General features: G+C 41.9%; 26 protein-coding genes. 5 read left to right on the top strand and 21 right to left on the bottom strand.

All coding sequences use genetic code 11. From position 1 onward, the window contains the following. Window positions 1-5: 5 nt before the first annotated feature. The gene (locus ACKP2L_RS01575; protein WP_439425639.1) at window positions 6-1,001 is read right to left on the bottom strand and encodes a lipoate--protein ligase; all 996 of its coding nucleotides are present in this window, start codon (window positions 999-1,001) and stop codon (window positions 6-8) included. Between the two features lie 148 nt (window positions 1,002-1,149). On the opposite strand from ACKP2L_RS01575, the gene ACKP2L_RS01570 reads away from it, so the two are divergent. Beyond that, window positions 1,150-1,950 carry an alpha/beta fold hydrolase gene (locus tag ACKP2L_RS01570; protein WP_439426184.1) on the top strand — a complete coding sequence of 267 codons (801 nt, stop codon included), beginning with the start codon at window positions 1,150-1,152 and terminating at the stop codon, window positions 1,948-1,950. A 23-nt stretch (window positions 1,951-1,973) separates the two neighbouring features. On the opposite strand, the gene ACKP2L_RS01565 is transcribed toward ACKP2L_RS01570, so the two are convergent. Further along, entirely contained in the window at window positions 1,974-3,101 is a 1,128-nt protein-coding gene (locus ACKP2L_RS01565) for a PQQ-dependent sugar dehydrogenase (protein ID WP_439425638.1), read from the bottom strand. 60 nt (window positions 3,102-3,161) lie between these two features. Continuing rightward, complete coding sequence (locus ACKP2L_RS01560; RefSeq protein ID WP_439425637.1) at window positions 3,162-4,202, bottom strand: NAD(P)-dependent alcohol dehydrogenase; 1,041 nt, start codon at window positions 4,200-4,202, stop codon at window positions 3,162-3,164. A 175-nt stretch (window positions 4,203-4,377) separates the two neighbouring features. Here ACKP2L_RS01560 and ACKP2L_RS01555 point away from each other — a divergent pair, with 175 nt between their 5' ends. Then, the gene (locus ACKP2L_RS01555; protein WP_439425636.1) at window positions 4,378-5,133 is read left to right on the top strand and encodes an SDR family oxidoreductase; all 756 of its coding nucleotides are present in this window, start codon (window positions 4,378-4,380) and stop codon (window positions 5,131-5,133) included. 151 nt (window positions 5,134-5,284) lie between these two features. Here the strand turns inward: ACKP2L_RS01555 and ACKP2L_RS01550 are convergent, their stop codons facing one another. The 5 genes from ACKP2L_RS01550 to panB all read right to left on the bottom strand — a co-directional run bounded on the left by ACKP2L_RS01550 (window position 5,285) and on the right by panB (window position 9,117). Beyond that, window positions 5,285-5,470: a hypothetical protein gene (locus ACKP2L_RS01550; RefSeq protein ID WP_439425635.1), complete on the bottom strand. Its 186-nt coding sequence runs from the start codon at window positions 5,468-5,470 to the stop codon at window positions 5,285-5,287. Window positions 5,471-5,553: 83 nt separating this feature from the next. Next, window positions 5,554-6,768, bottom strand: a complete 1,215-nt coding sequence (locus ACKP2L_RS01545; protein ID WP_439425634.1) for an NAD(P)/FAD-dependent oxidoreductase — start codon at window positions 6,766-6,768, stop codon at window positions 5,554-5,556. 266 nt (window positions 6,769-7,034) lie between these two features. After that, window positions 7,035-7,418 (bottom strand): aspartate 1-decarboxylase, encoded by a 384-nt coding sequence (gene panD, locus ACKP2L_RS01540; RefSeq protein ID WP_439425633.1) that lies wholly within the window; start codon window positions 7,416-7,418, stop codon window positions 7,035-7,037. After that, window positions 7,415-8,275 (bottom strand): pantoate--beta-alanine ligase, encoded by an 861-nt coding sequence (panC, locus tag ACKP2L_RS01535; RefSeq protein ID WP_439425632.1) that lies wholly within the window; start codon window positions 8,273-8,275, stop codon window positions 7,415-7,417. The genes panD and panC overlap by 4 nt, the downstream gene beginning before the upstream one ends. Continuing rightward, complete coding sequence (gene panB / locus ACKP2L_RS01530) at window positions 8,275-9,117, bottom strand: 3-methyl-2-oxobutanoate hydroxymethyltransferase (RefSeq protein ID WP_439425631.1); 843 nt, start codon at window positions 9,115-9,117, stop codon at window positions 8,275-8,277. The genes panC and panB overlap by 1 nt, the downstream gene beginning before the upstream one ends. Before the next feature lie 121 nt (window positions 9,118-9,238). On the opposite strand from panB, the gene ACKP2L_RS01525 reads away from it, so the two are divergent. After that, window positions 9,239-10,573: an MATE family efflux transporter gene (locus ACKP2L_RS01525; RefSeq protein WP_439425630.1), complete on the top strand. Its 1,335-nt coding sequence runs from the start codon at window positions 9,239-9,241 to the stop codon at window positions 10,571-10,573. On the opposite strand, the gene ACKP2L_RS01520 is transcribed toward ACKP2L_RS01525, so the two are convergent. The 11 genes from ACKP2L_RS01520 to ACKP2L_RS01470 form a co-directional block, all read right to left on the bottom strand. Continuing rightward, complete coding sequence (locus ACKP2L_RS01520) at window positions 10,566-11,750, bottom strand: MalY/PatB family protein (RefSeq protein WP_439425629.1); 1,185 nt, start codon at window positions 11,748-11,750, stop codon at window positions 10,566-10,568. The genes ACKP2L_RS01525 and ACKP2L_RS01520 overlap by 8 nt on opposite strands. Further along, on the bottom strand, window positions 11,747-12,610 hold the full coding sequence (locus ACKP2L_RS01515; RefSeq protein ID WP_439425628.1) for a DUF3737 family protein: 864 nt from the start codon (window positions 12,608-12,610) through the stop codon (window positions 11,747-11,749). The genes ACKP2L_RS01520 and ACKP2L_RS01515 overlap by 4 nt, the downstream gene beginning before the upstream one ends. A gap of 93 nt (window positions 12,611-12,703) precedes the next feature. Then, window positions 12,704-13,072: a MerR family transcriptional regulator gene (locus tag ACKP2L_RS01510; RefSeq protein WP_439425627.1), complete on the bottom strand. Its 369-nt coding sequence runs from the start codon at window positions 13,070-13,072 to the stop codon at window positions 12,704-12,706. A 25-nt stretch (window positions 13,073-13,097) separates the two neighbouring features. After that, complete coding sequence (locus ACKP2L_RS01505; RefSeq protein WP_439425626.1) at window positions 13,098-13,844, bottom strand: SDR family oxidoreductase; 747 nt, start codon at window positions 13,842-13,844, stop codon at window positions 13,098-13,100. A 57-nt stretch (window positions 13,845-13,901) separates the two neighbouring features. Then, window positions 13,902-14,657, bottom strand: a complete 756-nt coding sequence (locus tag ACKP2L_RS01500; RefSeq protein WP_439425625.1) for an SDR family oxidoreductase — start codon at window positions 14,655-14,657, stop codon at window positions 13,902-13,904. Window positions 14,658-14,749: 92 nt separating this feature from the next. Next, a complete protein-coding gene (locus ACKP2L_RS01495; RefSeq protein ID WP_439425624.1) occupies window positions 14,750-16,105 on the bottom strand; it encodes a hypothetical protein in 1,356 nt (451 codons plus the stop codon). After that, window positions 16,059-16,745 (bottom strand): flavodoxin, encoded by a 687-nt coding sequence (locus ACKP2L_RS01490; RefSeq protein ID WP_439425623.1) that lies wholly within the window; start codon window positions 16,743-16,745, stop codon window positions 16,059-16,061. Before ACKP2L_RS01490 ends, ACKP2L_RS01495 begins: the two co-directional genes overlap by 47 nt. Window positions 16,746-16,779: 34 nt before the next feature. Beyond that, window positions 16,780-17,655: an alpha/beta hydrolase gene (locus ACKP2L_RS01485; RefSeq protein ID WP_439425622.1), complete on the bottom strand. Its 876-nt coding sequence runs from the start codon at window positions 17,653-17,655 to the stop codon at window positions 16,780-16,782. Between the two features lie 27 nt (window positions 17,656-17,682). Next, window positions 17,683-18,417: an SDR family oxidoreductase gene (locus tag ACKP2L_RS01480; RefSeq protein WP_439425621.1), complete on the bottom strand. Its 735-nt coding sequence runs from the start codon at window positions 18,415-18,417 to the stop codon at window positions 17,683-17,685. Between the two features lie 103 nt (window positions 18,418-18,520). After that, window positions 18,521-19,063 (bottom strand): hypothetical protein, encoded by a 543-nt coding sequence (locus ACKP2L_RS01475; RefSeq protein WP_439425620.1) that lies wholly within the window; start codon window positions 19,061-19,063, stop codon window positions 18,521-18,523. Window positions 19,064-19,133: 70 nt separating this feature from the next. Beyond that, window positions 19,134-19,988, bottom strand: coding sequence for a phosphoribosyltransferase (locus ACKP2L_RS01470; RefSeq protein ID WP_439425619.1), 855 nt, complete (start codon window positions 19,986-19,988; stop codon window positions 19,134-19,136). A 117-nt stretch (window positions 19,989-20,105) separates the two neighbouring features. Here ACKP2L_RS01470 and ACKP2L_RS01465 point away from each other — a divergent pair, with 117 nt between their 5' ends. Together ACKP2L_RS01465 and ACKP2L_RS01460 are read left to right on the top strand one after the other, a co-directional pair. After that, window positions 20,106-20,729, top strand: coding sequence for a TetR/AcrR family transcriptional regulator (locus tag ACKP2L_RS01465; protein WP_439425618.1), 624 nt, complete (start codon window positions 20,106-20,108; stop codon window positions 20,727-20,729). A gap of 69 nt (window positions 20,730-20,798) precedes the next feature. Beyond that, window positions 20,799-23,879: an MMPL family transporter gene (locus ACKP2L_RS01460; RefSeq protein WP_439425617.1), complete on the top strand. Its 3,081-nt coding sequence runs from the start codon at window positions 20,799-20,801 to the stop codon at window positions 23,877-23,879. Between the two features lie 114 nt (window positions 23,880-23,993). On the opposite strand, the gene gltX is transcribed toward ACKP2L_RS01460, so the two are convergent. Beyond that, a complete protein-coding gene (gene gltX / locus ACKP2L_RS01455) occupies window positions 23,994-25,487 on the bottom strand; it encodes a glutamate--tRNA ligase (RefSeq protein ID WP_439425616.1) in 1,494 nt (497 codons plus the stop codon). Between the two features lie 19 nt (window positions 25,488-25,506). Further along, entirely contained in the window at window positions 25,507-26,091 is a 585-nt protein-coding gene (gene rdgB, locus ACKP2L_RS01450) for an RdgB/HAM1 family non-canonical purine NTP pyrophosphatase (protein ID WP_439425615.1), read from the bottom strand. Between the last annotated feature and the right edge of the window lie 15 nt (window positions 26,092-26,106).

Raw genomic sequence — 26,106 nt, 5'->3', positions numbered from 1 at the left:
CCTTTTTAAACTTTCGCTGAAGAAAACATAGAAGCTAATTGATGGTCATCAATGCTGCCGAAGTACTGTCCATCGGCGTTCTTTTTCAAAATTTGATAGATTTTTTTCTCGTCGAAAGGCTGGCCGATAAACTGGTCTTTTATTTCACGCCAGTCGCGGACACCCAAAAAATCTCCAGTGAAGTCAATGTCCGTGATCAAACCTTCTTTAACATTGGCGTGAACATCGATCCCGCCGCCGGTAAATTTTTTATGATTATTGAAATCAAACTCAGGACTATTGCCGTAGTTCCATTCCCAAGTTGAAAAACGATTTTTTGCCAGATCTTTGATCGCTTGTTTTTGCTGATCAGATAGAAGATACTCGCTATCCTTGCCCTCATCAGTCAAATAATATTGCAAAGCTGCCCAAAATTTTTCAAGTGTCAAATCAGCCGGCGCGTAATTTTTAATATTGCCGACTCGGGAACGAACTGATTTGGCCGCTTTGGAAATAAACTTTTCATCAGCCACATTCAAAGAACGGACCATTGAATCAACATCAGTATCCCAAAGCAAAGTACCATGATGCATCAAGTACCCGCCTGCATAGCGCTGAGCATTGCCGCTGATCTTTTTTCCATCAACAGTCAGGTCATTACGACCGCTGATCCGTGCATCGATACCGACCTCTTGAAGCGCATCGTACATCGGCTTGACGAATTTATGAAAATCGACTTGACTGCTGCTTTGTACGGGAACGAAAAAGGTAAAACAGATGTTGCCCAGATCGTGATAAACAGCCCCGCCGCCCGATACTCGGCGTACTACCTGAACTTTATTCTGATCGATAAAATCCTGATTGACTTCCGCAAAAGTGTTTTGATTTCTGCCGACGATCACAGCCCGCTTGTTCTGCCAAAGCGAGAAAACCGGTTCCTTAGCTTTCAAATGATATAAAAGCCAAGTATCCATTGCTATGTTCGTATAGGCATCTGTTCCAAAATATTTGATAAATTGCATGATCACCGCCTCGTTTGCAAGAGCTAAACATACTTGCTTATATAATGTAAGCGTTTACTCTTTACACATCAATTCTAGCATTTTCAATGCTTAAGGTTTGGGTCATATCATGAAAGATCAAAGAAAAAATAATTTATATACTATATGTATGGCTTATTTATACACGAATGATCATGTTAGACTGGACTACCACGAACTGGGTGATCCAAAAGGACCGACCGTTATCTTGATCGAAGGGTATTCCGGTAATGAGATGACTTGGGTCGGTCAGATCGATCCCTTCATCGAAGCGGGCTTTCATCTGGTGACTTACGATCGCCGTAACCACGGTAAAAGCCAGTCCGTTAATTACGGTATGCGCATTGCCAGACACGGTTATGATCTAGCCGAATTGATCGACAAGGTCGCTTTTGACCAAAAAGTTTTTCTGGTCGGACATTCAATGGGCGCGTCCACCATTTTTGCTTATCTTTCTTTATTCGGCTGCGATCATTTAAAGGGCATCGTTACTGAAGACCAGTCGCCTAAAGCCATCAATGATCAAAATTGGTCTTTAGGCCTCTATGACAGCGATTGGGACCACTTGCTGGCAATGGCAGAAAGGATCAAAAAAACAAAATTTACTAGACTGGCAGTCAGTCGCGATTTTAAGATCGCTCTAGGCAAAGTCTACCGGCCGTTTGATTTTGATTTCAATCAGCCCTTGTTATTGGACTCGCTGGTCCAAGATTGGCGTGATCAGATAGAAACAGAAAAAGTCCCCCATCTCTTTTTAGCTGGGGGAAATTCACCACTTTGGCCTAAAGAAGAAGCCCAAGCGGCAGCAGCTTTAAATCAAAGAGCTTCTTTCCATATTTTTCAAGGAGCCGGTCATATTCCTCATTTGGAAAAAACCGACGAATTCAACCAAACAGTCATTGATTTCATACGGAATAATCAAAAAAGATAATTTACTGAAAATTACCTGAAAATTTATGAAAATGCCTTTATGGAAATGATCCGATCATCACCTTTTTTGGGATTTCCATTACCGTCAGTATTGCTGGTGACCAGCCAGAGATCTTTGTTCGGAGCAATAATAACTTTACGAATTCGGCCAAAACGGCGGCGATAAAAAACATAAGAATCGTTCAAATGATCGATGTTGACTGCGCGCAGAGATTGACCGCGCAAATTAGCAATGAAAAGAAAACCGCGATCATAAACGATGCCGCTCGGACTAGCAGCATTAGTATGCCATTGCTGTAAAGGATCGGTATAAGCCGAAGAACTATTGCGATCGATCCCTTCATGGATCGGCCAACCATAATTTTTACCGACCTCGATCTGATTCAATTCATCCCATGTATCTTGGCCGAATTCACTGGCAAACATCCTTTGGCCAGCCCAAGTCATCCCCTGCACGTTTCGATGACCGTAACTGAAGATCGGCGAACCTTTGATGGGGTTTTTAGCGGCAGGCCGGCCATTGAAATCGACACGGAGGATCTTACCGTTCAAAGAATGCAGATCTTGAGCATGAGAAGGATCACCAGCATCGCCGGTCGAAATATAAAGATGGCCGTCCGGTCCGATCGCCAGGCCGCCGCCGTTGTGATAGGAATTAAAATCTATTCCTGTTACGATCGGCTGCGGATCATTTATCCTTATTTTTCCCTTTTGCTTGGAAATATGGTACCGAACGACCCGGTTATCTTTCTCAGTAGTGTAATAAGCAAATAAATAATCATAATCAGGATGGCTGCGGTAAGCAACTGCCAGCCCTAAAAGACCGCCTTCTCCTTGATGATCGACTTGAGCTATTTTGATGATCGAAGATGTTTTGCCTTTATTAAGCTGGTAAATATGGCCGCGATCACGCGAATCAACTAAAGTACTGCCTTTATAAAAGATAACCGACCAAGGCGTATTCAAATTCTTTGCGATCACCTTAGGACGGCTTTTATTCAACGAAAGTCTACGATAATAAATCGGAAGTTTTTTGCTTTGACCGAACACACTGTCCAAAGGACCGCGTTCCCAAAGGAACATAAAAACGATCACCGATATCAATAAAACAGGAAGCAGGAAAATGAGACTTATTTTTATTCTTCTGATCATATTTTTCCTTGGTATAGCAGATATTTAAAATAAAAAAGACCGGACAAAATCCGATCCAAATCAAAGTTTAGAAATGTCGATCACAAAACGATAATGAACATCGCTATTGATAACCCGCTGATAGGCAGTCGGTACATAGCTTGGATCGATTATCTCTATTTTCGGCTTGATACCATGTTTCCCGGCAAAATCAAGCATCTCTTGTGTGACCGGCACGCCGCCTACGTTAGACGCCGTTATTATTTTTTCTCCGGCAAAAAGACTGAAGACGCTATATTCTTGGTGAGCAGCACCCAAACCGACATAAACTAACTTTCCATCAACTCGAAGCAGATTCAAATATGCATTAACATCGATATCAACGGTAGCGGTATTTAAAATAAAATCAAATTGACCAGCTAATTTTTGAAAAACTTCAGGGCTGCTAACATAATAATTATCAGCACCAAATTGGGCTGCTTCATTTTTTTTAGATTCTGAATGACCAATTACGGTCACATCAGTACCTAAAGCATGGGCAAACTGCACAGCGATGTGGCCCAATCCGCCTAAGCCGACGACTGCGACCCGGCTGCCTTTGCCAACGTTCCATTTTTTAAGCGGCGAATAAGTTGTCACGCCGGCACAAAGCAGTGGACTCGCTTCTGCCAATCCGAGCTCGTCAGGAATCTTAAAAACGAAATGCTCTTTAACGACGATCTGCTGACTATAACCGCCGTAATTTATATTTCCTTGGTAATCGCGTCCAGTGAAGACAGAAACCACACCTTGCTTGCAAAATTGTTCGCGGCCGCTCAGACAATATTCACATTTCCCGCAAGAATCAACGAAACAGCCGACCCCTACTCGATCACCAACTTTATATTTGGTCACTTCCGAGCCTATTTTTGCAACAACACCAGTGATCTCATGACCAGGGACCATCGGAAAAATATTATTGCCGAATGGATCATCGACCATAGAAATATCAGAATGACAGATCCCGCAATATTTAATATCGATCAGAACGTCATCTTTACGCAGGTCACGGCGATCGATGGTCGTTTCTGTAAAAGTACCATAGTCTGAACCAAGCACTTCTAAAGCTTTTACTTCAGTCATGAATAAATCTCCTTTTAATTAGTATTTGCTTATATCTTACAGCCTTGGAGCCGATCCAAGGCAAGTTTTATCTAATTTATTGTAAGGGTTTAACCTTATAATGGTAGTTATACAGAGGAACAAAAACCGACCTGTATATTCGATCATGCAATCATTGATGAAGGAGGAGAAGCTTTTGAGTTTAAAAGACAAAGTTTTCATCATAACCGGCGCATCATCAGGAATAGGCGCCGCCACTGCTAAACTGCTTGCAGAAAAAGATGCAAAGGTAGTTATCGGTGCCCGCCGCCAAGAACCGCTTGAAAAAATCGCTGCCGGTGCTAAAGCAGGCAATGTTCTTTATAAAAAAACCGACGTCACCGATTTTCAGCAAGTAAAGGATCTGGTGGACCTGGCCATAGAAAAATTTGGTAAAGTTGATGCCATCTTTAACAACGCAGGTATCATGCCGCAATCCAACCTGGCTAACGGCGATCGCGACGTTTGGAAACAAACTTTTGATATCAATGTCTTTGGTGTTTTAAACGGTATCTCTGCTGTATTGCCGATTTTTCATAAACAAGGTCACGGTCACATCTTAGTAACCGACTCAATGGCCGGCCACCAAGTCTATCCCGGTCTCTCTGTTTATTCCGGTACTAAATATGCTTTGCAGGCAATCGTACAAGGGCTCCGTCTAGAAGAAGCCAGAAACAATATCCGAACCAGTATAATTTCTCCAGGAGCTGTCCGGACTGAATTATTCCGTTCGGTCGGGGATGACGACTCCGCTGAAAAATTGAAGAAATCTTGGGAGGGCGAAAACTCGGCTTTGCGATCTGAAGATGTAGCCGAAGCAGTCGTTTACGCTCTTGATAATCCGCAAAGGGTCAATGTAAGCGAGATCATCGTTCAACCGCTCTATGGCGATCTTCGACCAGATGCTTTTTAAAGATCATCAAAAAATAAGTTTAAAAAGTCACAATATCTAATAAATCGATCAAGATCAATGATAAAATGATTTGTGTAGATTATTTCTACAATCCCTTTTTAAGAATTAACAAAAAAAGCCTGCCAATCGAGTGCACCTCATTGACAGGTTTTTATTTATTCCGAAAAAAGTATATTATCCTTCCGAGCAAAAAGCTGACGCTGACGATCAAGATAAAGGTAAAAGTATGCCAATCAAAGCTGACCTCTTTGGGGAAAAGCTGAGAAAGTACATAAAGAACGACACTGGCGCCGACCAAAAAAATAGCGGCTGCGCGAAAGGGCGAATATTTATTCATTTTCATCTCCATAAAGTTTATGAAAATTATACCCACTTTTATCGATATGACAAAATGATTTTTTAATAAATTTTAATATCCGTTCATTGACGGTCGAGCTGCAAAACTTTTCTCAAATCAGCTAATTTAGGTTTACCGGCCAATAAATTTCTAAAATGATCAAGATCAACAGTTCCATTCCAAAGCAAAATGCCGACCAAAAGTTCATTTTTATCAAAATAATAGAAAATGTTTTGTTTAGCGGTCAGCTCCGGCTCTTTATAAATATCAAGGTCAGACGATATATGCCCCAAAGCATTCCAAGAAATACCGAAGACGCGGCTGTAAAAATAAGGTGTATGACGATAAGCGATCTGTGCACCGGTCATATTTTCGCCAGCAGTAAAACCGGAATAATTAGCCTGATCAACGTGGGCTGACTGGTTAGGACCGATAATAGCGTCAGGATAATCAATAATGTCGCCGGCTGCCCAGACATCATCGACAGAAGTCTTCAAATACTTATCGACTTTAACGCTTTTTTCATCGTGTTTTATCTCGGTACCCTTGATCAATTCCAAATTATAATCAACACCAAGGCCAAAAACCAAGCCGTCAGCTTCCAAGACATGGCCGTCAGTCAGCTGTAATTGAACTTTACCATTTTTGAGATCATATTCTGCTGCCCGATGATCACGAATTATTTGGACATTGTGATCTTCAAATCTCCGTTCATATTCATCGATCAGGTCCTGGCTGAATTTTTGTGCAAAAAGCCGATCAGAGTCGATGACCAGCGAAACTTTAGTGTTATTTTGTGCTAAAGCGGCGGCGATCTCTGTGCCGATATAACTATCGCCAACGACGATTACGTGTTTATTTTTATTACTCAAATTTTTGATTTTCTGATAATCATCAAAGGTCCGCAAGAAAATCACCGAGTCGCTTTTAGGACCCGGGATCGTTTTCGGACGGCTGCCGGTCGCCAAGAGCAATTTTTCATAAGTTATTTTTTGCTGCTGGTCGGTCAGGACGGTCTTATTTTTTGTGTCGATAGAAATGGCTTGCGTATTGAAAATGATTTTTAGATCATTGATTTTTTCCGTACCCATATTGGTCTGCTCTTCATGAAAACTTTTATCAGTCCATAATTTTTTACTTAAAGCTGGTCTTGTATATGGAGGCAGACCTTCGTTAGAAATGATAGTGATCCGGCCGGTCGAATCTTTGGATCTGATACCGCGTGCACCGCTGTCAGCAGCCATTCCGCCGCCGATGATCAAATATTTACTTGAAAAATTGCTTTGATTACTGCTCATTTTTTTCCTCCTGATTTTAGAAATGTCTAAGCGGCATTGGTCAAATCGTGTTCGGCTCTCACGATCGCTGATTTAATAAAAAACTCTCAAATTTGCATGTATCAGCCAAACGGCAACCAGCAAGCACAAAATGATACCGCTTTTTTCAAAAAGACTATTCTAATTTATTATAATCAACATAGCTAACTAAAAGTCACTGACGAAAAGTCTAAATAAAAAGACCGATCTGCCAAATCGGCCGTCAAACATTTAAAGATACATGGTGTTTAAGAAAGCAGTCGGCCATGTTTCTCATAATGAGCTATTTTCGTGATTTTATTTTTTTCATCGACCAGTACGACTTGCGGTTTGTGAACAGCCGCTGAACTTTCATCATATAAACCATAGGCCATGATGATAATTTTATCGCCGACTTGCGCTAAACGAGCAGTGGCACCGTTTAAACAGATGATACCTGAATTTTCCTTGCCGGCAATGACATAAGTCGAAAAACGCTGGCCATTTTCAACATCAGCTATATCGACTTTTTGATACTCGAAAATACCGGCCGCTTTCATCAAACCGGCATCAATGGTAATGCTGCCGACGTAATCTAATTCAGCCTGAGTAACAACGGCACGATGTATTTTGCCTGCTAAAAGCGTGATCATTTTATATCTCCCAGGACCCAGTTGTCGATCAACCGAACTTTTCCGATCTTGACCGCTAAAAGAACGATCGCTGATCCGCTGGAAAGGTCGGCTTTATCCAAAAAAGTCTGCTCATCAACGATTTTCACATAATCGATATCGGCAAGAGGCTCTTTACTGATGAAATCAGTCACTTTTTGGATGATCTGTGAACTATTTTTTGTGCCTTGCCGATAAAGCCGATCGGCTAATTCAAGCGACTGATAAAGCACAACGGCAGCTTTATCTTCATCTTTTGACAGATAACTGTTGCGCGAACTCAAAGCCAGACCGTCAGATCGGCGAACGATCGGACATACGACCAGCCTGATCGGAAAATCAAGATCGCTAACAAGTTTTTTGACGACCGCGACCTGCTGGGCATCCTTTTGACCAAAATAAGCTCGATCTGCTTGAGTCAAATTGAAGAGCTTGGTCAAAACCGTGACGACACCGCGAAAATGTGTCGGTCGGATCTTTCCCTCCAGTAGCGAAGTAAGGCCGTTTACTTGGACAAAACTATCAAAATCAGCAGGATACATTTCCTCATCATCAGGATGAAAGATCAAATCGGCTCCGGCCTGCTGCGCTTTTTGCTGGTCATTTTTTATATCGCGGGGATACTTTGCCAGATCCTCTCCGGGTGCAAACTGTTTTGGGTTAACGAAAACGCTGACGATCACCCGGTCATTTTGTGAAGCTGCCTTTTGTATCAAACTTTGGTGTCCTTGATGAAGATACCCCATCGTTGGGACTAAACCGATGCTCTGGCCTGCTTTTTTCCATTCTTTGATGATACCTTTTAATTCAGTGATACTGCTGACTACCCTAAGCGACATTATTTCTCCATTCGTTTTATTAACTGATCCATAACTGCCGGATCAGATTTAAAAGTATGTTCTTGGCTTGGAAATATCTGCTCTTTGACTTCAGAATCATATTTTTTGAAGTCAGCCAGCATTCTTTGGCCTATCTCATCATAGCGCTTGACGAATTTTGCCTTAAAATCAGAAAAAATGCCCAGCATGTCTTGATAAACAAGGATCTGACCGTCCGTTGCCGCACCAGCGCCGATACCGATCGTCGGAATAGAAAGTTTTTCGGTGATCAAAGCTGCCAGCTGGTCAGGAACACATTCCAAAACTAAAGCAAAAGCACCCGCTTTTTGAACCGCCAAGGCATCATCGATCAATTTTTCAGCTGCTGACAAAGTTTTTCCTTGAACCTTAAAACCGCCAAAAGCATTAACTGATTGAGGTGTCAGACCCAAGTGGCCCATGACGGGAATACCAGCTGCCGTGATCGCCTCGATCCTATCAGCGACCTGCCGGCCGCCTTCTAACTTAACTGTCTGCGCGTGCCCTTCTTTGACCAAACGACCGGCGTTTTTTACCGCCTGTGCAGCTGATACTTGATAAGACATAAAAGGCAGGTCGACTACGACCATTGTATTTTCAACTGCCGCCGTGACCGCACGGCTGTGATAGATCATATCCTCGACTGTGACCGACAAAGTATCTTTATGGCCTAAAACGACCATCCCCAAAGAATCACCAACCAAAATGGCATTGATGCCGGCCTTTTCGATCAAAGCAGCCGTACTATAATCATAGGCCGTCAACATGGATATTTTTTTCTTATCATCCTTAAACTTTTGAAAAGTCTGGACTGTGTTTTTCATAAAATATTGATCCTTTTTAATAAAGCACTAGAACGTTTTTGCAAAAAAACATCCGCCTAATAGATAGTATTAAAATTAATGGAATAAATCCAGTCTTTTGGCCACCCGGAGGAAATAGCAATTGGAAAAAGTCTTTGAAAATCAGTCGATCTACAAATCATACTTCCAGCTGGCTCTGCCGGTCGTCTTCAGTATGGTCGCCAGCATGATCTACAACCTTGCCGATACTTTTTTTGTTTCGCAAACGCAGAACACCGATCTGATCGCCGGCGTTTCGCTATGTACACCCTTATTTTCCCTGATGCTTGCTTTAGGCGACATTTTTGGCTTGGGCGGCAGTGCTTTGATTTCCAGACTATTAGGCAAAAAGAGGTATCAAGAGTCCAGGCAGATCAGTTCCTTTTGTTTTTATGCTGCGATCGCAGTTGGTTTGGCCACTAGTCTTATCTTATTGGTCTTTCAAAGGCCGATCCTGACCATGCTGGGTGCTTTCGGCAGCAATTACCGATATGCAGCTGATTTTTACCAAATCATGTCAATAGGTGCTGTTTTTATTATCGTCTCGCTGATCCCGGGCAATGTCCTGCGGACAGAAGGGCTGGCTAAAGAAACGATGATCGCGACAGTTGTCGGTACGGCTATCACGATCGTCTTGGATCCCTTTTTGATCATCGGCCTGCATTTGAATGCCTACGGTGCGGCCTTTTCAACCGTGTTGGGGTATTTGATATCGGACATTATTTTTATCTATTACATCATCCACAGGTCAAAAAATATCAGTATAAATAAAAAAGAGGTGAAAATCACCTCTACTGGTATAAAAGAAGTTCTGTTGATCGGCATACCGGCATCGATAACCAACCTGATGCAAAGTTTCGGGACCGCCTTGATAAATAATTCTCTAAAACCGTACGGTACCAAGGCGATCGCTGCTTTAGGAATATCTCTGAAAATCTATCTGATAGTTATGCTGGTCATGGTCGGATTTGCCTTCGGCGCTCAACCGCTTTTTGGTTATAACTATGGCGCCGGAAAATTCCGGAAACTATTTAAAATAATCAGGTTCGATCTGATCGTAGTAGTGATTTCAGCGATGATAACAGCCGCTATGATTGCTTTAGCCGCTCCGTTGATCGTAAGGACTTTTATAAAAGATCAAACGATCATTCAAGAAAGCAGTACGATGCTTCGAATATTATTGACCTCGACACCTTTGATCGGGATCATTCTCGTATTCACCACTTTGTTTCAATCATCCGGTCAGGCACTTGGTGCTTTTGCCATGTCGATCTGCCGGCAAGGAGTTATTTTACTGATCGTCTTGGAAACCTTTGGCAAATTATTCGCTTACCAAGGAGTTATCTGGTCGCAGCCAGTCGCTGATCTGCTGACTTGCTTGATCGGCAGCTTCTTTTTAAGCTCCTTTGTCAAAAAAATCAAAAACAAAACTAGTTAGAAAAATCGTCGATCGACCTCTTTAACCTGTCAAGAGCATCTGCGACCATCTTCCTCGGGCAGGCAACATTCATCCGCAAAAAATCATGGCCGTTACCGCGATAAATACTGCCGGCACTCAAAAGCAGCCCAGTATCTTTAAAAATAAAATCAGCTAGTTTTTGCGAATCATCAGATATTTTTCGGCTATCGATCCACAATAAGTAGGTTGCATTTTTTGAAATAAGTTTCAGATCGGGAATATTTTCGGCAAGATATTCAGAAACAAAATTACGGTTGTTCCAAATATAATTCTTCAGTGCAGCCATCCACTGATCACCCTTGGTATAAGCAGCGATACTAGCAGTAACCGCCAATAAATTCGGCTCGGCCAGCTCATCGTTGTTAAGGCCCCTGCTGACAGATGCCCTTAACAAGGGATAAGGTACGATAACTGTAGCTGCATGCAAAGCAGCCAAATTAAAGCTTTTGCTTGGTGATACACACACTACCAGCCGTTTAGACAGCTCCTTAGGCAAAAAAGCAGCCGAGGTATACTCGGGTTCTTTGAAAACCAGATCACCATGGATCTCATCGCTCAGTAAGTAAACACCATGTTTATTGCAAAGCTCAGCGATCTTGGTCAGTTCTTCTTTGCTCCATACTCGACCTACCGGATTATGCGGGTTGCAAAGAATCATCAAACTCGTAAGCGGATCGGCCATTTTTGTTTCCAGATCAACAAAATCGATCGAATAAGAGGCTTTTTCTTCATCAAAGACCAAATCGCTGGATAATGTACGGCGGCCGTTATTTTCGATCGAATGATAGAAAATATCGTAGACCGGTGCTGTGACCAGTACCTTATCTCCGGGTTCGGTCAGCCGACGAACGACTGAAGAAATTGAGGGAACGACTCCTGTTGAAAAAATCATCCAATCTTTTTTTAAGTGCAAGTGATGCCGGCGCAGATACCAGCCGGCCACCGCTTGAAAATATTCGTCTGGGATATATTCATAGCCAAAGATCCCTTGGTCGACCTTTGTCTTCATCGCATCAATAACTTCTGGCGATGTTTTAAAATCCATATCAGCGATCCACATAGGTAATTGACCCTTTTTTAGATCCCACTTAACAGAATTTTGGCCGTATCTGTCATGCAGCTGATCGAAATCATATTGATTTGAACTATCTATCATTTAGCCTCCGCTTCTTGACTATTTCTGACAGTGATATTCAGGTGATCGTGGTCGATCCTTTTCGAATTCAAGATCACTTTGCCGATCGAATCAGCTACGATCGTTCCGCTGATTGGATTTTTGACACTAGTTATATGCGAATGGATATCAGCTTTGACGTTGCTGCAATATTCAAAAGCCAGGTCGGTCTCTAGCAAACGGCAATTTTCCAAAGTCAGATCATCAATATAGCAAAGACCTTGGTCGCTTTCGATCGTGCAGTTGACGAATCGGATATTCTTAGTGTTCCATGCCAAATATTCGCCATTGATAAATGAATCATAAACAGTTACATTTTCACAGTTCCAAAAAGCATCCTTGGAAACAAGATTCGAATTGTGCACTTCGATATTTTTACCGCCGTCAAAAATATAATTACCGATCAGATCAAGATGATCGACATAAATATTCTCGCTGTTCATGCCGAAATAGTCGCCATTAGCAGTTACATTTTCGATTTTTATATCTGAACAATTCCAAAGAGTTTCAGCTGCGTCAGAAAAATGATCATTTTTCAAAGAGATCCGGCTGCTGCGCCGAAAAAGTTTTGGTGCCTGCAAAGAACTATTGACGATCTCGATATCATGTGTATACCAAATACCGGAACGCGACATCTCCTCGAAAACAGTATGGTCTACTTTGATATGATCGCTGTACCATAATGGATATTTCCACTTAAAGATCGAATCCTTAAGAGATATATCGCTGCTCTCCTTCAAAGGTGATTCGCCATGACCAAAAGTGGTCCGAATTATTTCAGCTCCTTTTTCTGCGAAAAGCGAGCGCTCTCCTTGGAAAAATTTTTCTTGATACTTCGCCATTTAACAGTTCTTCCTTTCTAAAAAAGCAGTCTTTAGAACTGCTCCAAATGGTTCTTTATAAAACTAAAGAATGACCCTTTTTACCGCCGGCATTCACTTTTTGGAATTATTTTCAAAATATTGTTCATAATGCTGAACTTTATCTTTGATGATCGTGTAAGTACGGTCTATCTCGATTTTCTTTTTGTAAATAGTTTCAAGCTGCTCATCTAAAAGGTCTTTTCTAGCTTGCAGGGTTTTATCGCCTTGTTTGAACAGCTGAAGGTATTCGACTAAATATTCCACGCTGACACCGGCATGACGCATGCACTGAGCAAACTCTATCCAGTCCAAACTTTCCTTATCATAGTCGCGATATCCGGCTTCATCACGGTTGACGCGCGGAATGGCGCCTACTCTTTCCCAATATCTCAAGGTGTCGGCAGGGATGCTATATTTTTCGGAAACTTCTTTAATTTTCATAATTAAATAATTATATTACTACCAATTACCATGGCTGACTAGTCGGCCCGATGGTAAATTCATTAACGTTAGTGTCCTCTGGCTGGTCGACCGCAAAATTAACGACATTAGCAACTCGATCAGGTGTTATTTGATACTGATCATAAACCTTACTCATACCATCCAAAGTGGTTTTGTCAGTGATCGTATCCAATAATTCAGTTTTGATCGCTGCCGGATAAATAGTTGAGGTACGAATATTAGTACCTTCTTGGGCAGATTCCATCCGCAAAACTTCCATCAGGTCGCGAACAGCCCACTTGGTAGCGCCATAAACAGCTCCGCCCGGGTAAGCTTTCAAACCGGCAACAGAAGAAGTGGTTATTATCTGTCCGGACTTTTGTTTTGTAAACTGCGGCAAAACCGCTGCGATCCCATTTAAAACACCCTTTAAATTAACATCAACAGTCCGGTTCCATTCATCTGTATGCAGGGCCGAAAGCGGTGAATTAGGCATCAGACCGGCATTTAGAAAAATAACATCCAGACGGCCGAATTTTTCCAAAGCCAGATCGACCAGTTTTTTACTATCTTCAGCTTTGGTAACATCGGTGATCTGGTAGACAGCTTGACCGCCGGCTTGTTTGATATCATCAGCGATCTGCTGCAGTTTAGCTTCGCGCCGCGCTCCTAAAACGATTTTAGCTCCGTTTGATGCCAGCTTTTTAGCGGAAGCCTCTCCGATTCCTGAAGAAGCACCAGTTATGATAACTACTTTATCTTTAACAGTCATTTTTAGCTCCTATTTATTTGCAATCGAAATTAAATAAATTTTTATTCTGCCTATCGATCAAACGACTTGCTTTGTCGGCCTGATCAAAACTTCGCTGACAGCAACATGCTTTGGCTGATCGACAGCATACAATACAGCCCGCGCAACATCATCAGCAGAAAGCGAAAGGCCGCTTTCGTCGCTTGCTTCAAACAGCGGACGAACACTATCTTCAACATCTTTATTTCCGATCGAATTGATCAATTCAGTCCGAACTGCGCCGGGAGATACGATCGTTGAACGAATGCCATAATCCTTATCTTCTTGTCTCAAGCCTTCCATGATCGCTCTAACGGCGAATTTACTGCCGTTATAAACAGCTGAAGCAGGATAAACGACATGGCCGGCAACTGAATCAGTTGCGATTATCAAACCATCGGACTGCTTTTCCATTGTCGACAAGACAGCACCGATACCATTGAGAACACCGAGAATATTGACATCAAGGGTTTGTTTCCACTTGTCAAAATCCAGATCGCGCAGATTGCCTTGCGGCATGGTTCCGGCATTATTATATAAAACATCGATCCGGCCGAATTTTTCCAAAGCCAGATCAGCTAACGCTTTGACCTGATCTTTATCGGCAACATCAGTCTTCTTATAAAAAACTTGACCGCCGTCTTCTTTGATCTGTGCAGATAATTCCTGTAAACGGTCTTCCCGCCGCGCTCCTAAAATGAGTTTAGCTCCATTTTTTGCCAATAATTTTGACGTTGCAGCACCGATACCCGATGAAGCACCAGTGATGATGACTACTTTATCCTTAACCGTCATAGTTCGTTCCTTTCTCAGTTTAGTTACGAGTATAGATTCTAAACCTTGGAGTCGACTACAAGTCAAGCCGCGATCAAAATGATAAAAATAGTTCACATAGTAAGCCGTTCATCTATCAGGCGGTCTTTGGAAACCGAATGTTTTTTCAGAGAATTTTCAAGTGAAATGATCGCAAAAGCCGGACCAACGACAAAGAATAAACCGGATCGCAATTCTTTTTCAGAAAATAATTCATCTATTTGCTTTGCTTTGATACGGCCGGCCTGCATGTGATATTCAAAAGAATCGCTCTTCATTTTCTCAAATATCTGATCATAGTAGGCTTCATTAAGATTTTTAACTGTCCAAACGACCTTTATTCGGCGCTGGTTCTGATACTGTCGAGAAAGGCTCAGCAGCGGCGCGATCCCCGTACCCATACCGATAAAGATCAAATCAGCTTCTTTTTTATTATCGATGATCGAGGAAAAAAGGCCGAACGGTCCTTCGACAAGAGCCGTATCTCCAACTTTCAACAAAGAAAGTTTTTTCGTGAAATCACCCAATTTTCTGATCGTAAAAACCAGCTGCCGGTCAGAATCGATCGGAGCATTAGTCAAAGAAAAAGGGTGTGCTTCTTTTGAAAGACCTTTAACTTTAGGAAAAGATATGAAGAAAAAATCACCTGCTTTAAAATTTCGGCTACCATTTCCAGTCATACCTAAAGTCAGCTGCCAAGCAGAAGGACTTACTGATATCAGCTTTAAAACCTTAGTTGGAAGGACTTTATCATTTTCAACAAGCTTTTGCCATAAATAGAGTCCGACGATAGCAAAACTATAAATATCGAACAAGACCATAAATGACAGGTGAGTATTGATCCGGCCAATGATGTGGACATGCAGCCAGATCAAAAAAATAGCAGCCAAATTCAAACGATGGAGCCAAACGGATAATTGGTGTTTGAATAAAAATTGGAGCCGATACTTCAAGCAGCTGAAGAAAGGCATATGATCGACCAGCCAGCCTGACATAAAAAAGATCGAATAAAGGAGAATAAAAAAAGCAATATACCAGGCAGCATCGCCGGTAAATTTTATCATTCTTCCCATCGAAAGAATGTAGTGCCGGTGCAGATAAGCAGCAATAACGGCACCAACGCCTAAAAGACCATGGATCATATACAAAGATGGAAGTCCTATCAGACGATCCAGCCAAAGCGGTCTGGTCGACAAATAAACATCAAAAATCCACCAACAATAAGCGACCAGTCCACAATCGATAAAAAGCAGCTGATCAGCAGCTGACTGAGCCATAGAAAAATCAAGAAGAAGGACCAAAGGCAGCGGAAAAAGAACCAGGGCGATCAGCCAAACAAAAGATAATGCAAATAAATGATTTTTAAGCATGGCAGACCCCTTTTTAATAACCGATGCCATCAAGCCAGCGGTCGACTTGTTTTCTCGCATGACTTGCCTGATCGCCTTCGATCTCAAATCCTCTTAGAAAATGTGCCCGCGGATAAGCGTGCCTGATTATCGGCAAAGAATCAGCCCATCCGGATCCGCCGTTAGTTGAAAAAGGAATAACCGTTTTGCCATTAAGATCGACAGAATCCATGAAAGTCCTGACGACCATCGGCAGTTCGCTCCACCAGATCGGATAACCTAGAAAAATAGTTCCGTACCTCCTGATATCCGGTAATTTATTTTTGATCTTGGGACGAGCGCCCCGCTGCTGTTCGGATTCAGCCCGATCAAGCGTCTTTTGATAACTCTTTGGATACGGTACGGCCGGAACAATCTCGTATTTATCGCCCTTGGTCTTATCAGCGATAAAATTAGCGATCCAATGAGTGTTGCCGATCCTGATATTGCTATTTGAATCATTTTCACCAGCGCGAGAGAAATAAACGATCAAAACAGGTCCTTTAGCCGGTTTTGTCCCAGAAGAAGCACTAGAATCAGAATTAGTTACAGCGTTCCTTTTTGCTGGTCGGCTTTCATTTTGGTTTCGAAGCGATCCTTGCGCGAAATCAAAAGCCGCCGCTGCAATGAACAAAATTGCAAACAAGCTAATGAAGATAAATTTTCTATTTTTAGTTTTCAAACTTGCCCTTTCGTATCAAATGCTGAAAATTTGATCAGCGTTTGCTATTCCAAAGAAATTGACCAATATAACGATCTACTTGAGGATTTTCGTGCAGACGGCTATGCTGACCGGATTTGCCCTTGATCTCGATCTCGCGATAACTAAGATATTTTCCGCGCAAGAGATATTTTAGCGATTTGGCAGAAACGTTGGTTACATCACCGTCGGAATTAGAACCGTTTTCCAAATTACCAAAGATATTAAGGATCCTGACTCCGCTAGGATAACCGTCCCGATGATCAAGAAGATATCTATAGTAACTATTTATATAGCGTGGGCGGCCATCACTGAGAAAATAGTTCTTATTTGGTGTGTCGTCCATCCCGACGATGCCGTCAAAATGTCCGGCGATATTGATCTGTCTATTTAATTTAGGCAGTTTGTTGTCATGACCATATTTAACTTGGTAAAACATCGTCGTTATATTTCCCATCGAATGCGAAACAGTATTGTAGCGGCGAATGTGATAGCGGCGTTGAAGCAAAACGATCAAATTATAAAACCACTTGCTGGTCACATGATAGTTGTAATAGGTATTGTCTAACTGAAGGACCTGTATCAAAGGATGTTTTGTACCCTTTGGCCAATTTCCGCTCAAAGTGACGGAACCGTTTGACGCTATCCTGGCTGTCAATACTTTTTTTGCCCCCTGATAGCGCGAAGCATAAGCGATCATACCGTTGCTTGACCGGGCACCCGCACCATAACCGTGCATATAAAGTGTCGGAATACTTTCAGAACGATTTCCGGTTTGATCAGTCGGTCGTCCCCAAACGAAGGACCTGATCGAAAAAATAACCAGCAAAATAACAACTACGGCTGCTCCGATAAAAGTCAAAAATCTACGATGTTTTTTAAAAAAATCCATTCCAAACCCTTCCTTATTATTTCTTTTTTATGGTTCTTGAAGTGTCGGCCGTACATTAAGCTCGTTTAGCGAAACGTGGTCAGGTGTATCAATGGCAAAAACTACCATTTTTGCAATATCCTCGGCCTGCAATACACGGTCACCATGCTGCAGCGAATGTTCGGCTTCGCGAGCTTTTTGATCGGGAATCGTTTTATAAAGATCAGTAGCTGTCGTTCCCGGATATATCAAAGTAGTTTTGATGTTTTTCTGCTGCTCCTCTTGACGAACTCCTTCCATCAAAGCTTTGACAGCAAATTTAGTTGCACTGTAAACAGCAAAAGATGGAAATACTTTGAACCCGGCCGTTGAATCAGTCGCGATTATGTGCCCATGACCCTGCTTCTCCATCACCGGCAAAACAGATGAGATCCCATTTAAAACACCGGTAATATTAACATCGATCATATCCTGCCAGTCAGAACGGCGGTCCTCGATCAATTTACTGACAGGCATAATCCCGGCATTATTAAAAAGAACATCGATCCCACCGAATTTTTCAACTGTTTGATCGATAAAACTTTTGACCTGTTTATGGTCGCGAACATCGACCTTCATTATAAGCACGTCATCGGGATGATTTTTTTCAAAATCCCCAAGCGAATCAACATGCCGTGCAGACATAGCTACTTTAGCTCCTTGATCCAATAACAAACGAGCTGTGGCGAAACCAATACCGCTGGAAGCTCCGGTTATTGCAACGATTTTTCCTTTTACACTCATTTTGAATCTCCTTACAACAAAGATATACCTTTAACCTTACTCTAATGCAAGAAAAAATCAGGCCTAAAGCCTGATCGATAAAGAAAAAAAGATTGCATTATTATCAACTGAAGATCGTTCTCAAAAGATTGATGATATTCGTTAAATAAGTCCCGCCGTTAAAAGCAAAAGCCAATAGGCTGTACACATAGGCTCCATTAAGCAAAGAAAAGCAAAGGGCGATAAAGGCTAAATGACGCGGTTTTTCAAAAAGACTGGGAATAGCGAAAACAAAAGACAAAACTAAAAGCAAACAGCCTAGAAAAAAGACCGCTAATATCATTGAACTAGTATTTTCGATCTCTGCACGCGTGTTCAAATCATCGAGAAAAGAAGGACGGAAAATTATGATCAAAGGCATCAAAGTAAGCAGAAAACTTAAGAAAGAAAGTACAAGCGAACTAATGCCGTTATGCGAACTTCTGATACGCTTCGACAAGGGAGCTTTGGGTGCCATCGACCTTTTTTCTAATGATGGCTGATCGGCTTGAGACTGCTCTTCAAGTGAAAAATCCCCGTTATTCAAAGCGCGGCGAAACTCTTTTGGCTTCGGTTCTCGGCCTCCGTGCGTATTTTTGAAGTTTTCGATCCATTCATCTTTTGTCATTTAAACCATTTCCCTGAAAATTAGTGAAAGCATACATCTACATTATATAAATATAAGCAGACTGTCATCATCAATCACCGATATCGCGGCCGCTTTGGTCTTCATCATCAGAACTATCATATTCCAGCGCATTTTTATTGGCATTATCAAGAAAATTGCCGGCAACATTATAGACAGCGACCGTGTCGACCAGATCGCGTGTAATAAAGGGATCATTTTCATAAACTAAACTGATTTTTTCATTATTGACGATCTGTTTTAATTGCAAAGCCGAAACAACGCCCATTTCCAATTTTTGGTAAACGACGCCATTATCAGTTAAAAAGCTTTCGATCTGCGGACGGTATTTTTCGATCCAGTTGGTATAAATGACCTTGACTGGATAACTGGGCAAAGTTATCGGGATCCAATCGCCTGTCAGGGCATTAGTCGCGATGATCCCTTCAAAACGAATGGCTGCATCAGCTAAAACTGCCTTTTTATGAAGAATATTCCACTCATAAAGTTTTGGTTCTTCTAAAGTTTCCAAATGAAGATCAACGAGTTTGCCACCTTTATTAGTGGCATAAACTGACAAAGTCGTCACCTTTTCTGCCGTTTGATTATCAAGTTTTTGCAGAGCTTGAGCAAAAACCGTCCCCTCATCAGTCGAGTCGTCGACCAATAAAATATTTTGGTAGGATTTAGGAAATCTAGCAGAAGACTCTTGAAGCCGATAGCCGATCTTTTCGCTAGCTAAATTAGCGTTCAGTTCGTTAAAACTTACGACCGGTTTATTTAAAAATAATCCAATCAAGGTCGCGGGAATCATACCGCGGCGAGGCAGGCCAACGATCAAATCAAAATTATAAGATTGCAGGCGTGCCAAATTTTCTTTTATTAAAGTATTCAAATCATCGATAGTACGATAAAAATATTTAGTCATAAGCTCTTCCTCCTGTCCAAGCAATTATAGCCAATATTTTAATAAAAAGGCTTACATTGTTGATTTTTTTCTGAAAAGCTTGTTATTAGTCAATAAGGATGATAAAGTGGTTGAGAAATGAATATTCATTCCGAACAACAAACTGAGCTTGTGAATCTCGGTTTGCTCATTGAACAGGGGAAAATGAGTAAAAAAGATGCAATTTTAAAAGCTGCTTTGATTTTATTTTCGCAGAGAAGTTTTTATGGGACGACTATGCCGGAAATAGCAAAGAAAGCCGGTGTTGGTGCAGGAACTATCTATCGCTATTTTTCTTCAAAAGAAGCTTTAGTAAATGAACTGTTCGTTTTAGTCATGGATGAATTCAATGCTGAATTAGAGAACGATTTTCCAGATAAAATGAATAGCCGTGTTCAGTTCCACCACCTTTTCAAAAGTATTTGGGACTTTATGAACAATCACCTTGATGCCTTTATTTTTATAAACCTTCACGACCAAGGCGAGTATTTGGACGACAAAAGCCGTGCTTGTTTTAACCGTCTTTGGAATTTTGCTTCTGAAGTTATCCAAAGAGCATTCAACCGCGGCGATCTGGTCAATTTAGATCCAAAGACAGTTGCTTCATTAGTTTACGGTCCTTTGATACCGATATCTAAAAGAGTTAAACAAGGATATAAGACCAGTGATGATTTGATCTATTCGCTTGAAGAGGCAACCTGGCGAGCGATATCGATCAAATAATTTTTTTAAACTAAACGGAATGATTATTCATTCACAAACTAAATCAAGTTTATAGGGGTCGAGTAGAATATGGAAAAAACATTAAAAAGGACACGTTTTCTAATCATTATTTTCTGGCTGGTTCTTTCAGCTGCAGCGATCTTCTTTTTGCCAAATGTGCCTAAGCTAGTACAAAACAAAGGTCAGATCACAGTTCCTAAAAGTGCTTATGTAGAGAAGGGTCATCGTTTGCAAAAACGTTTGAATCCCAAAGAAGCAGCAAGTCACGATATCATCGCTGTTTATCATAACAACAGCAAACTGACCAACGAGCAAATCGCTGATATCAAGCAAGTTGTCAGAAGACTATCGAACGATCGAAATAAATACCATGTTTCAGCGATAACTTCTTTAAATGACGGCAAGTCAGTTCAAAAGCAATTGACCTCAAAAGATAAAACGACCATGCTGGTCCAAATATCCTTAAAGAGCAATCAGAACCAGATCGGCCAGCGCAGTCAGACGATCAAAAAACAGCTTAAGGTCAATGGACTATCGTTAAAAATGACCGGCAGCGATCTGGTCACACACGATTTCGCTTCAGCTACACAAGATGGTGTTAAAAAAACCGAAGTCATCGCGATCGTCTTCATTTTGATCGTCTTGATATTGGTCTTTAGAACACCGATAATTCCGGTCATCAGCCTTTTAACGGTCGGCGTAAGTTTTATAATTTCTTTTTCTTTAGTAACGAACTTAGTTCAGTCGATCAATTTCCCATTTTCTAATTTCACCCAAGTCTTCATGGTAGTCGTTCTCTTTGGTATCGGAACTGATTACAACATCCTTATGTACAATCGTTTCAAAAGCGAACTGGCCATCAGCAAGGATAGCAATCTCAGCGCTGTTAACACATTGAAAACTGCCGGGAAAACAGTTCTCTTTTCTGGATCTTCCGTATTGATCGGTTTTTCTGCATTGGGTTTAGCAACTTTTGGTCTTTATCAAGCTACAAGTGCAGTTGCCATTGGTGTTTTAACTTTATTGCTGGTTCTTACGACCCTGAATCCGGCTTTGATGAGTCTTTTCGGCAGCAGACTATTTTGGCCGGTCAAAAAACTCAGTGCGGAAAATAATTCCAAACTTTGGAGGAATCTTACCAGCAGCGCTGTCAAACATGGCCTGCTGACGGCGATCATTACTTTAGCAGTCGCGATACCGGCAAGTATGATTTTTTCCCACCGGATGAACTTCAATGATCTATGGGAAGTTTCCAATAAATATGAATCTAAACAAGGAATAAATCTTATCAGCAAGCACTTTCCGGCTGGTTTTTCATCGCCGGTCACGATCATTCTTTCAAGCAATAAAAAATTAGATAACAGCCAATCGCTTTATGATCTCGATCTGATCCAAAATAGGATCAACAAGGACAGTCAAGTCAGTGAAGTCATGGGTATTACCCGCCCGCTTGGCGACAAAATAAATCAGCTTTACGTTGGCAATCAGCTGAAAACGCTCAACTCCGGTATTTCAAATGCTAGTTCCGGTATCGGTCAAATAAACAGCGGATTGCGCAGTGCCAAAGATCAAATAGCTCAACAGCAAGGCAATACCAACGGCGTCCAGAGCCTGATCGATGGTACCGGTCGTTTACAAAGCGGTTCAGGCCAGCTCCAAAATGCCTTGAATACTTTACAAAGCCGGTTGTCTCAAGGAGCTGCCGGTGCTGATCAAATGAACAGTGCTATCGCAACACTGGCTTCAAGTACTGCTCAATTAAAAGGCGGTGTCGACCGTATTTTGGGTCAATTGAATCAAACTCAGATGCCTTCTTCTGCTGGTTTGGCAGGAAGTTTGGCCGGTACAAGACAACAGATAACGGCTTTAGTCGGTCGGATCGCGGCAGAAAGCGCCAATAATCCTCAGGCTTTGGCCGATATTCAAAACCTCGCTAATCTATTGAACACGAGTTTCAGTTCGCTGCAATCTCAATTAGGAAGTTTGGACCAGGTCGCCGGTAATGTTTCTCAATTACGTTCAGCGTTGACCAGCGTTGATCAAGGATTAGGACAAATGCAAGCAGGTACTGCTCAATTACAAAGTGCAAGCGGTCAATTATCAGACGGTTTGCGTCAGGGAGCTGACGGAGCAGCAACGATCGCGTCAAGAAGCCAAGAACTAACATCCGGTCTTGCACAGATCCAAGCCGGCCAACGGCAAATGCAAACAGCATTGGACCGTCTAGGTCAAAAGAGCCAGCAGTTACAAGACGGGTTGAATCAAGCAAGCAATGGTCTTGATCGTGTAAACAACGGTCTGCATTCTGGACAAAATTATATAAATGAATTGATCGGTAATTCATCTTCAGACTGGCTAAACGTTCCCAACTCCGTTTTGCACTCAAAAACTTTCTCCCGGGCTTTCGATACTTATATGAGTCCTGATCGGAAAACAACAAGGATCAATGTGATTTTAAAGATGAATCCGTTTTCCCGTCCAGCCATGTCAGCGACTAATAATCTGCGAAAAAGTGTTGCCAGAAACATCCAGGGAACTTCTTTGAGCAAAGCCGATATTGGCGTGACCGGTACAAGTATGCAGAATTACGACCTGCAAGAAATATCAACAAGCGACTTTACCAGAACTGCCATAATCATGCTGATCGGTATCGCGATCGTTTTGATGCTGATAACAAGATCAGTCTTGAACGCTCTAACGATCATCACAGCCCTAGCAGGAACCTACTTCATTTCGCTAGGGATCGGTGAAAAAATCAGTCAACTGCTTCTTGGCCGCAGCGAATTATCTTGGAACGTACCTTTCTTTGGTTTTATCATGCTGGTGGCATTAGGTGTTGATTATTCGATCTTTGTAATGATGGATTACAATGAACAGCGCGGGCTGGGTAAGGATCGTTTGATTGCAGCTTCCACTCATCTGGGAACCGTGATTATCTCAGCTGCGATAATCTTAGGCGGTACTTTTGCGGCGATGATACCTTCCGGGATCCTAACTTTGATCCAAGTTGCCATCGTTGTGATCACTGGTTTGGTGATCCTCGCCTTTATCGCTATCCCGATCTTCGTTCCTGCTGTCATTTCGATCATCAGCTGGCTTTATAAACGCAAGTTAGAAGCTATCCAAAGAGTTGAAAAAACAGATCAATAATTTATTCGTATAAATAAAAAACACCTTGTTTTGTGAAAAGCAGCATGGTCGTTAGAAAAAAATTCTGATGATCACAGCCTTATTCATTAACAAGGTGTTTTTTTGTTTATTTTTTTATCCGATCGTTTTTTTAATATTATTTAAAGTCCATGACTTGCCCATTACCGCAAGGATCTCAGGAAGATTAGGCCCTTGAACTTCATGAGTAGTTATCAGACGGATCGGATTCCAAAGCGGGCGGCCCTTTATCGAGAGATCGGCTTGAAGGGTACGGATCAATTTCATGATAGCCTCAGCAGTAAAATCATTTTCAGGCAATTTTTCGATCTGTTCTTTAAAAGCGGCGATGACTTTTTGACCATCATCGGTATCAAGCCACTTTTCTTTATCTTGACCGCTGATCGGATGCAGCTGGAAGAAAGGGTATTTAGCCAAAGGAGCGATCTCGCTCGTGGCTTTTATGCCATCGACACCGGCGACTTCAACGATTTTAGCAAAATGATCAGCCTTTTCTTCTGCTTCTTTTTGACTGACCAAGCCAGCTTTGACTAATTCACCGATCAGCTGCGGCATGACCTTGTCTTTTTCCGAACGCATCCACTGGTTATTGATCCAAGCAAGCTTTTTAGCATCAAACTTAGCATTAGCTTTTGTAAAACGTTTTTCGTCAAATAATTCGATGAACTGTTTACGATCGAAGATCTCCTTTTCCCCAACCGGAGACCATCCCAGCAAACCGATGAAGTTGAACATTGCTTCTGGCAAATAGCCTAACTCGCGGTATTGTTCGATAAATTGTAAAGTATCTTCATCACGCTTAGAAAGTTTTTTACCAGTCTCAGCCTTGATTATCAAAGCCATGTGACCGAATTTCGGCGCTGTCCAGCCCAAAGCATCATAGATCATAAGCTGTTTGGGCGTATTGCTGACATGATCATCCCCTCTTAAAACATGAGTGATATCCATAAGATGATCATCGATGACAACAGCAAAATTGTAAGTCGGCATTCCATCGGCTTTTTGGATGACCCAATCGCCGCCGATTTCTTTTGAATTTATTTTTACTTCGCCCTTAACGAGATCCTGCCATTGATAGTCGTGATCTTCCGGAACACGAAAACGTACGACGGGTTTTAAACCGGCAGCCTCGTCTTTAGCTTGAGCTTCTTTGATCTGTTCGGCTGACATGCCGGCATATTCATAAACATAGTGCGGTGCTTGATGAGCAGCGGCTTGAGCCTCGCGCTCAGCCTTTAAAGTTGCTTCCGTCTTATATGATTTATAGGCTTTTCCTTGAGCCAAGAGCTCGTCTATGTAACGCTGATAGATGCCCTCTTTTGCTCTTTCTGTTTGGCGGTAAGGAGCATATTTAGGGTCGGGTTTGTCAGGGCCTTCGTCCCAATCGACGCCGAGCCATTGAAGATTATCAAGCTGGCTCTTTTCTCCACCGGCAACGTTTCTCGCTAAATCAGTATCTTCGATCCTGATCACAAATTGTCCATTATAATGTCTAGCAAACAGCCAATTAAAAATAGCCGTCCGCGCATTACCAATATGTAAGTGCCCCGTTGGACTCGGAGCGTATCTAACACGAATTTTTTCAGTCATAACAATAATATAGTTTAAGCTATTTTAACTTGATTTGAGAAATTAAATTGTTCAAAGCGCGAAAACGGTGAGAAACTGAGTTTTTTTCGCTTTCATCAGCCTCAGCAAAAGTTTTTTCAAGATCAGTCGAATAAAATATCGGATCATAACCAAAACCATCTTGGCCAAGCGTGCCGTTTAAGATCCTGCCGTCGCTGCGGCCAAAAGCATCTATCTCTTTTCCTTGATAAATGAAAACCATCGCTGTTTCAAAATGTGCACCTCTTTTGTCAACGGGGATGCCTTCCATTTCTGTCAAAACCTTCTTTATATTAGCGAGATCATCATGATCGCCGGCATATCGAGCTGAAAAAATACCCGGACGGCCGCCCAAAGCGTCGATACAAAGACCTGTATCTTCTGCTAATACTGCTTGGTCAGGAAAAAAAGGGGCGATCGTTTTAGCCTTTATCCGCGCGTTTTCTAAAAAACTATGACCAGTCTCTTTGATTTCCGGCAAAGGAGCTAACTGATTCAGATCCGAAATCTCAAAAGAATCTCCCAACAGTTCTTTGACTTCTTTACTTTTACCAGCATTTTTCGTTGCAAAAATAATTTTATTCATCGTCGTTGATAATCA

The organism is Oenococcus alcoholitolerans, assembly GCF_051852995.1.
Classification (GTDB): domain Bacteria; phylum Bacillota; class Bacilli; order Lactobacillales; family Lactobacillaceae; genus Oenococcus; species Oenococcus alcoholitolerans.
The sequence above is the reverse complement of the archived record's forward strand: the minus strand, read 5'-3'. Positions and strand labels throughout refer to the sequence as shown.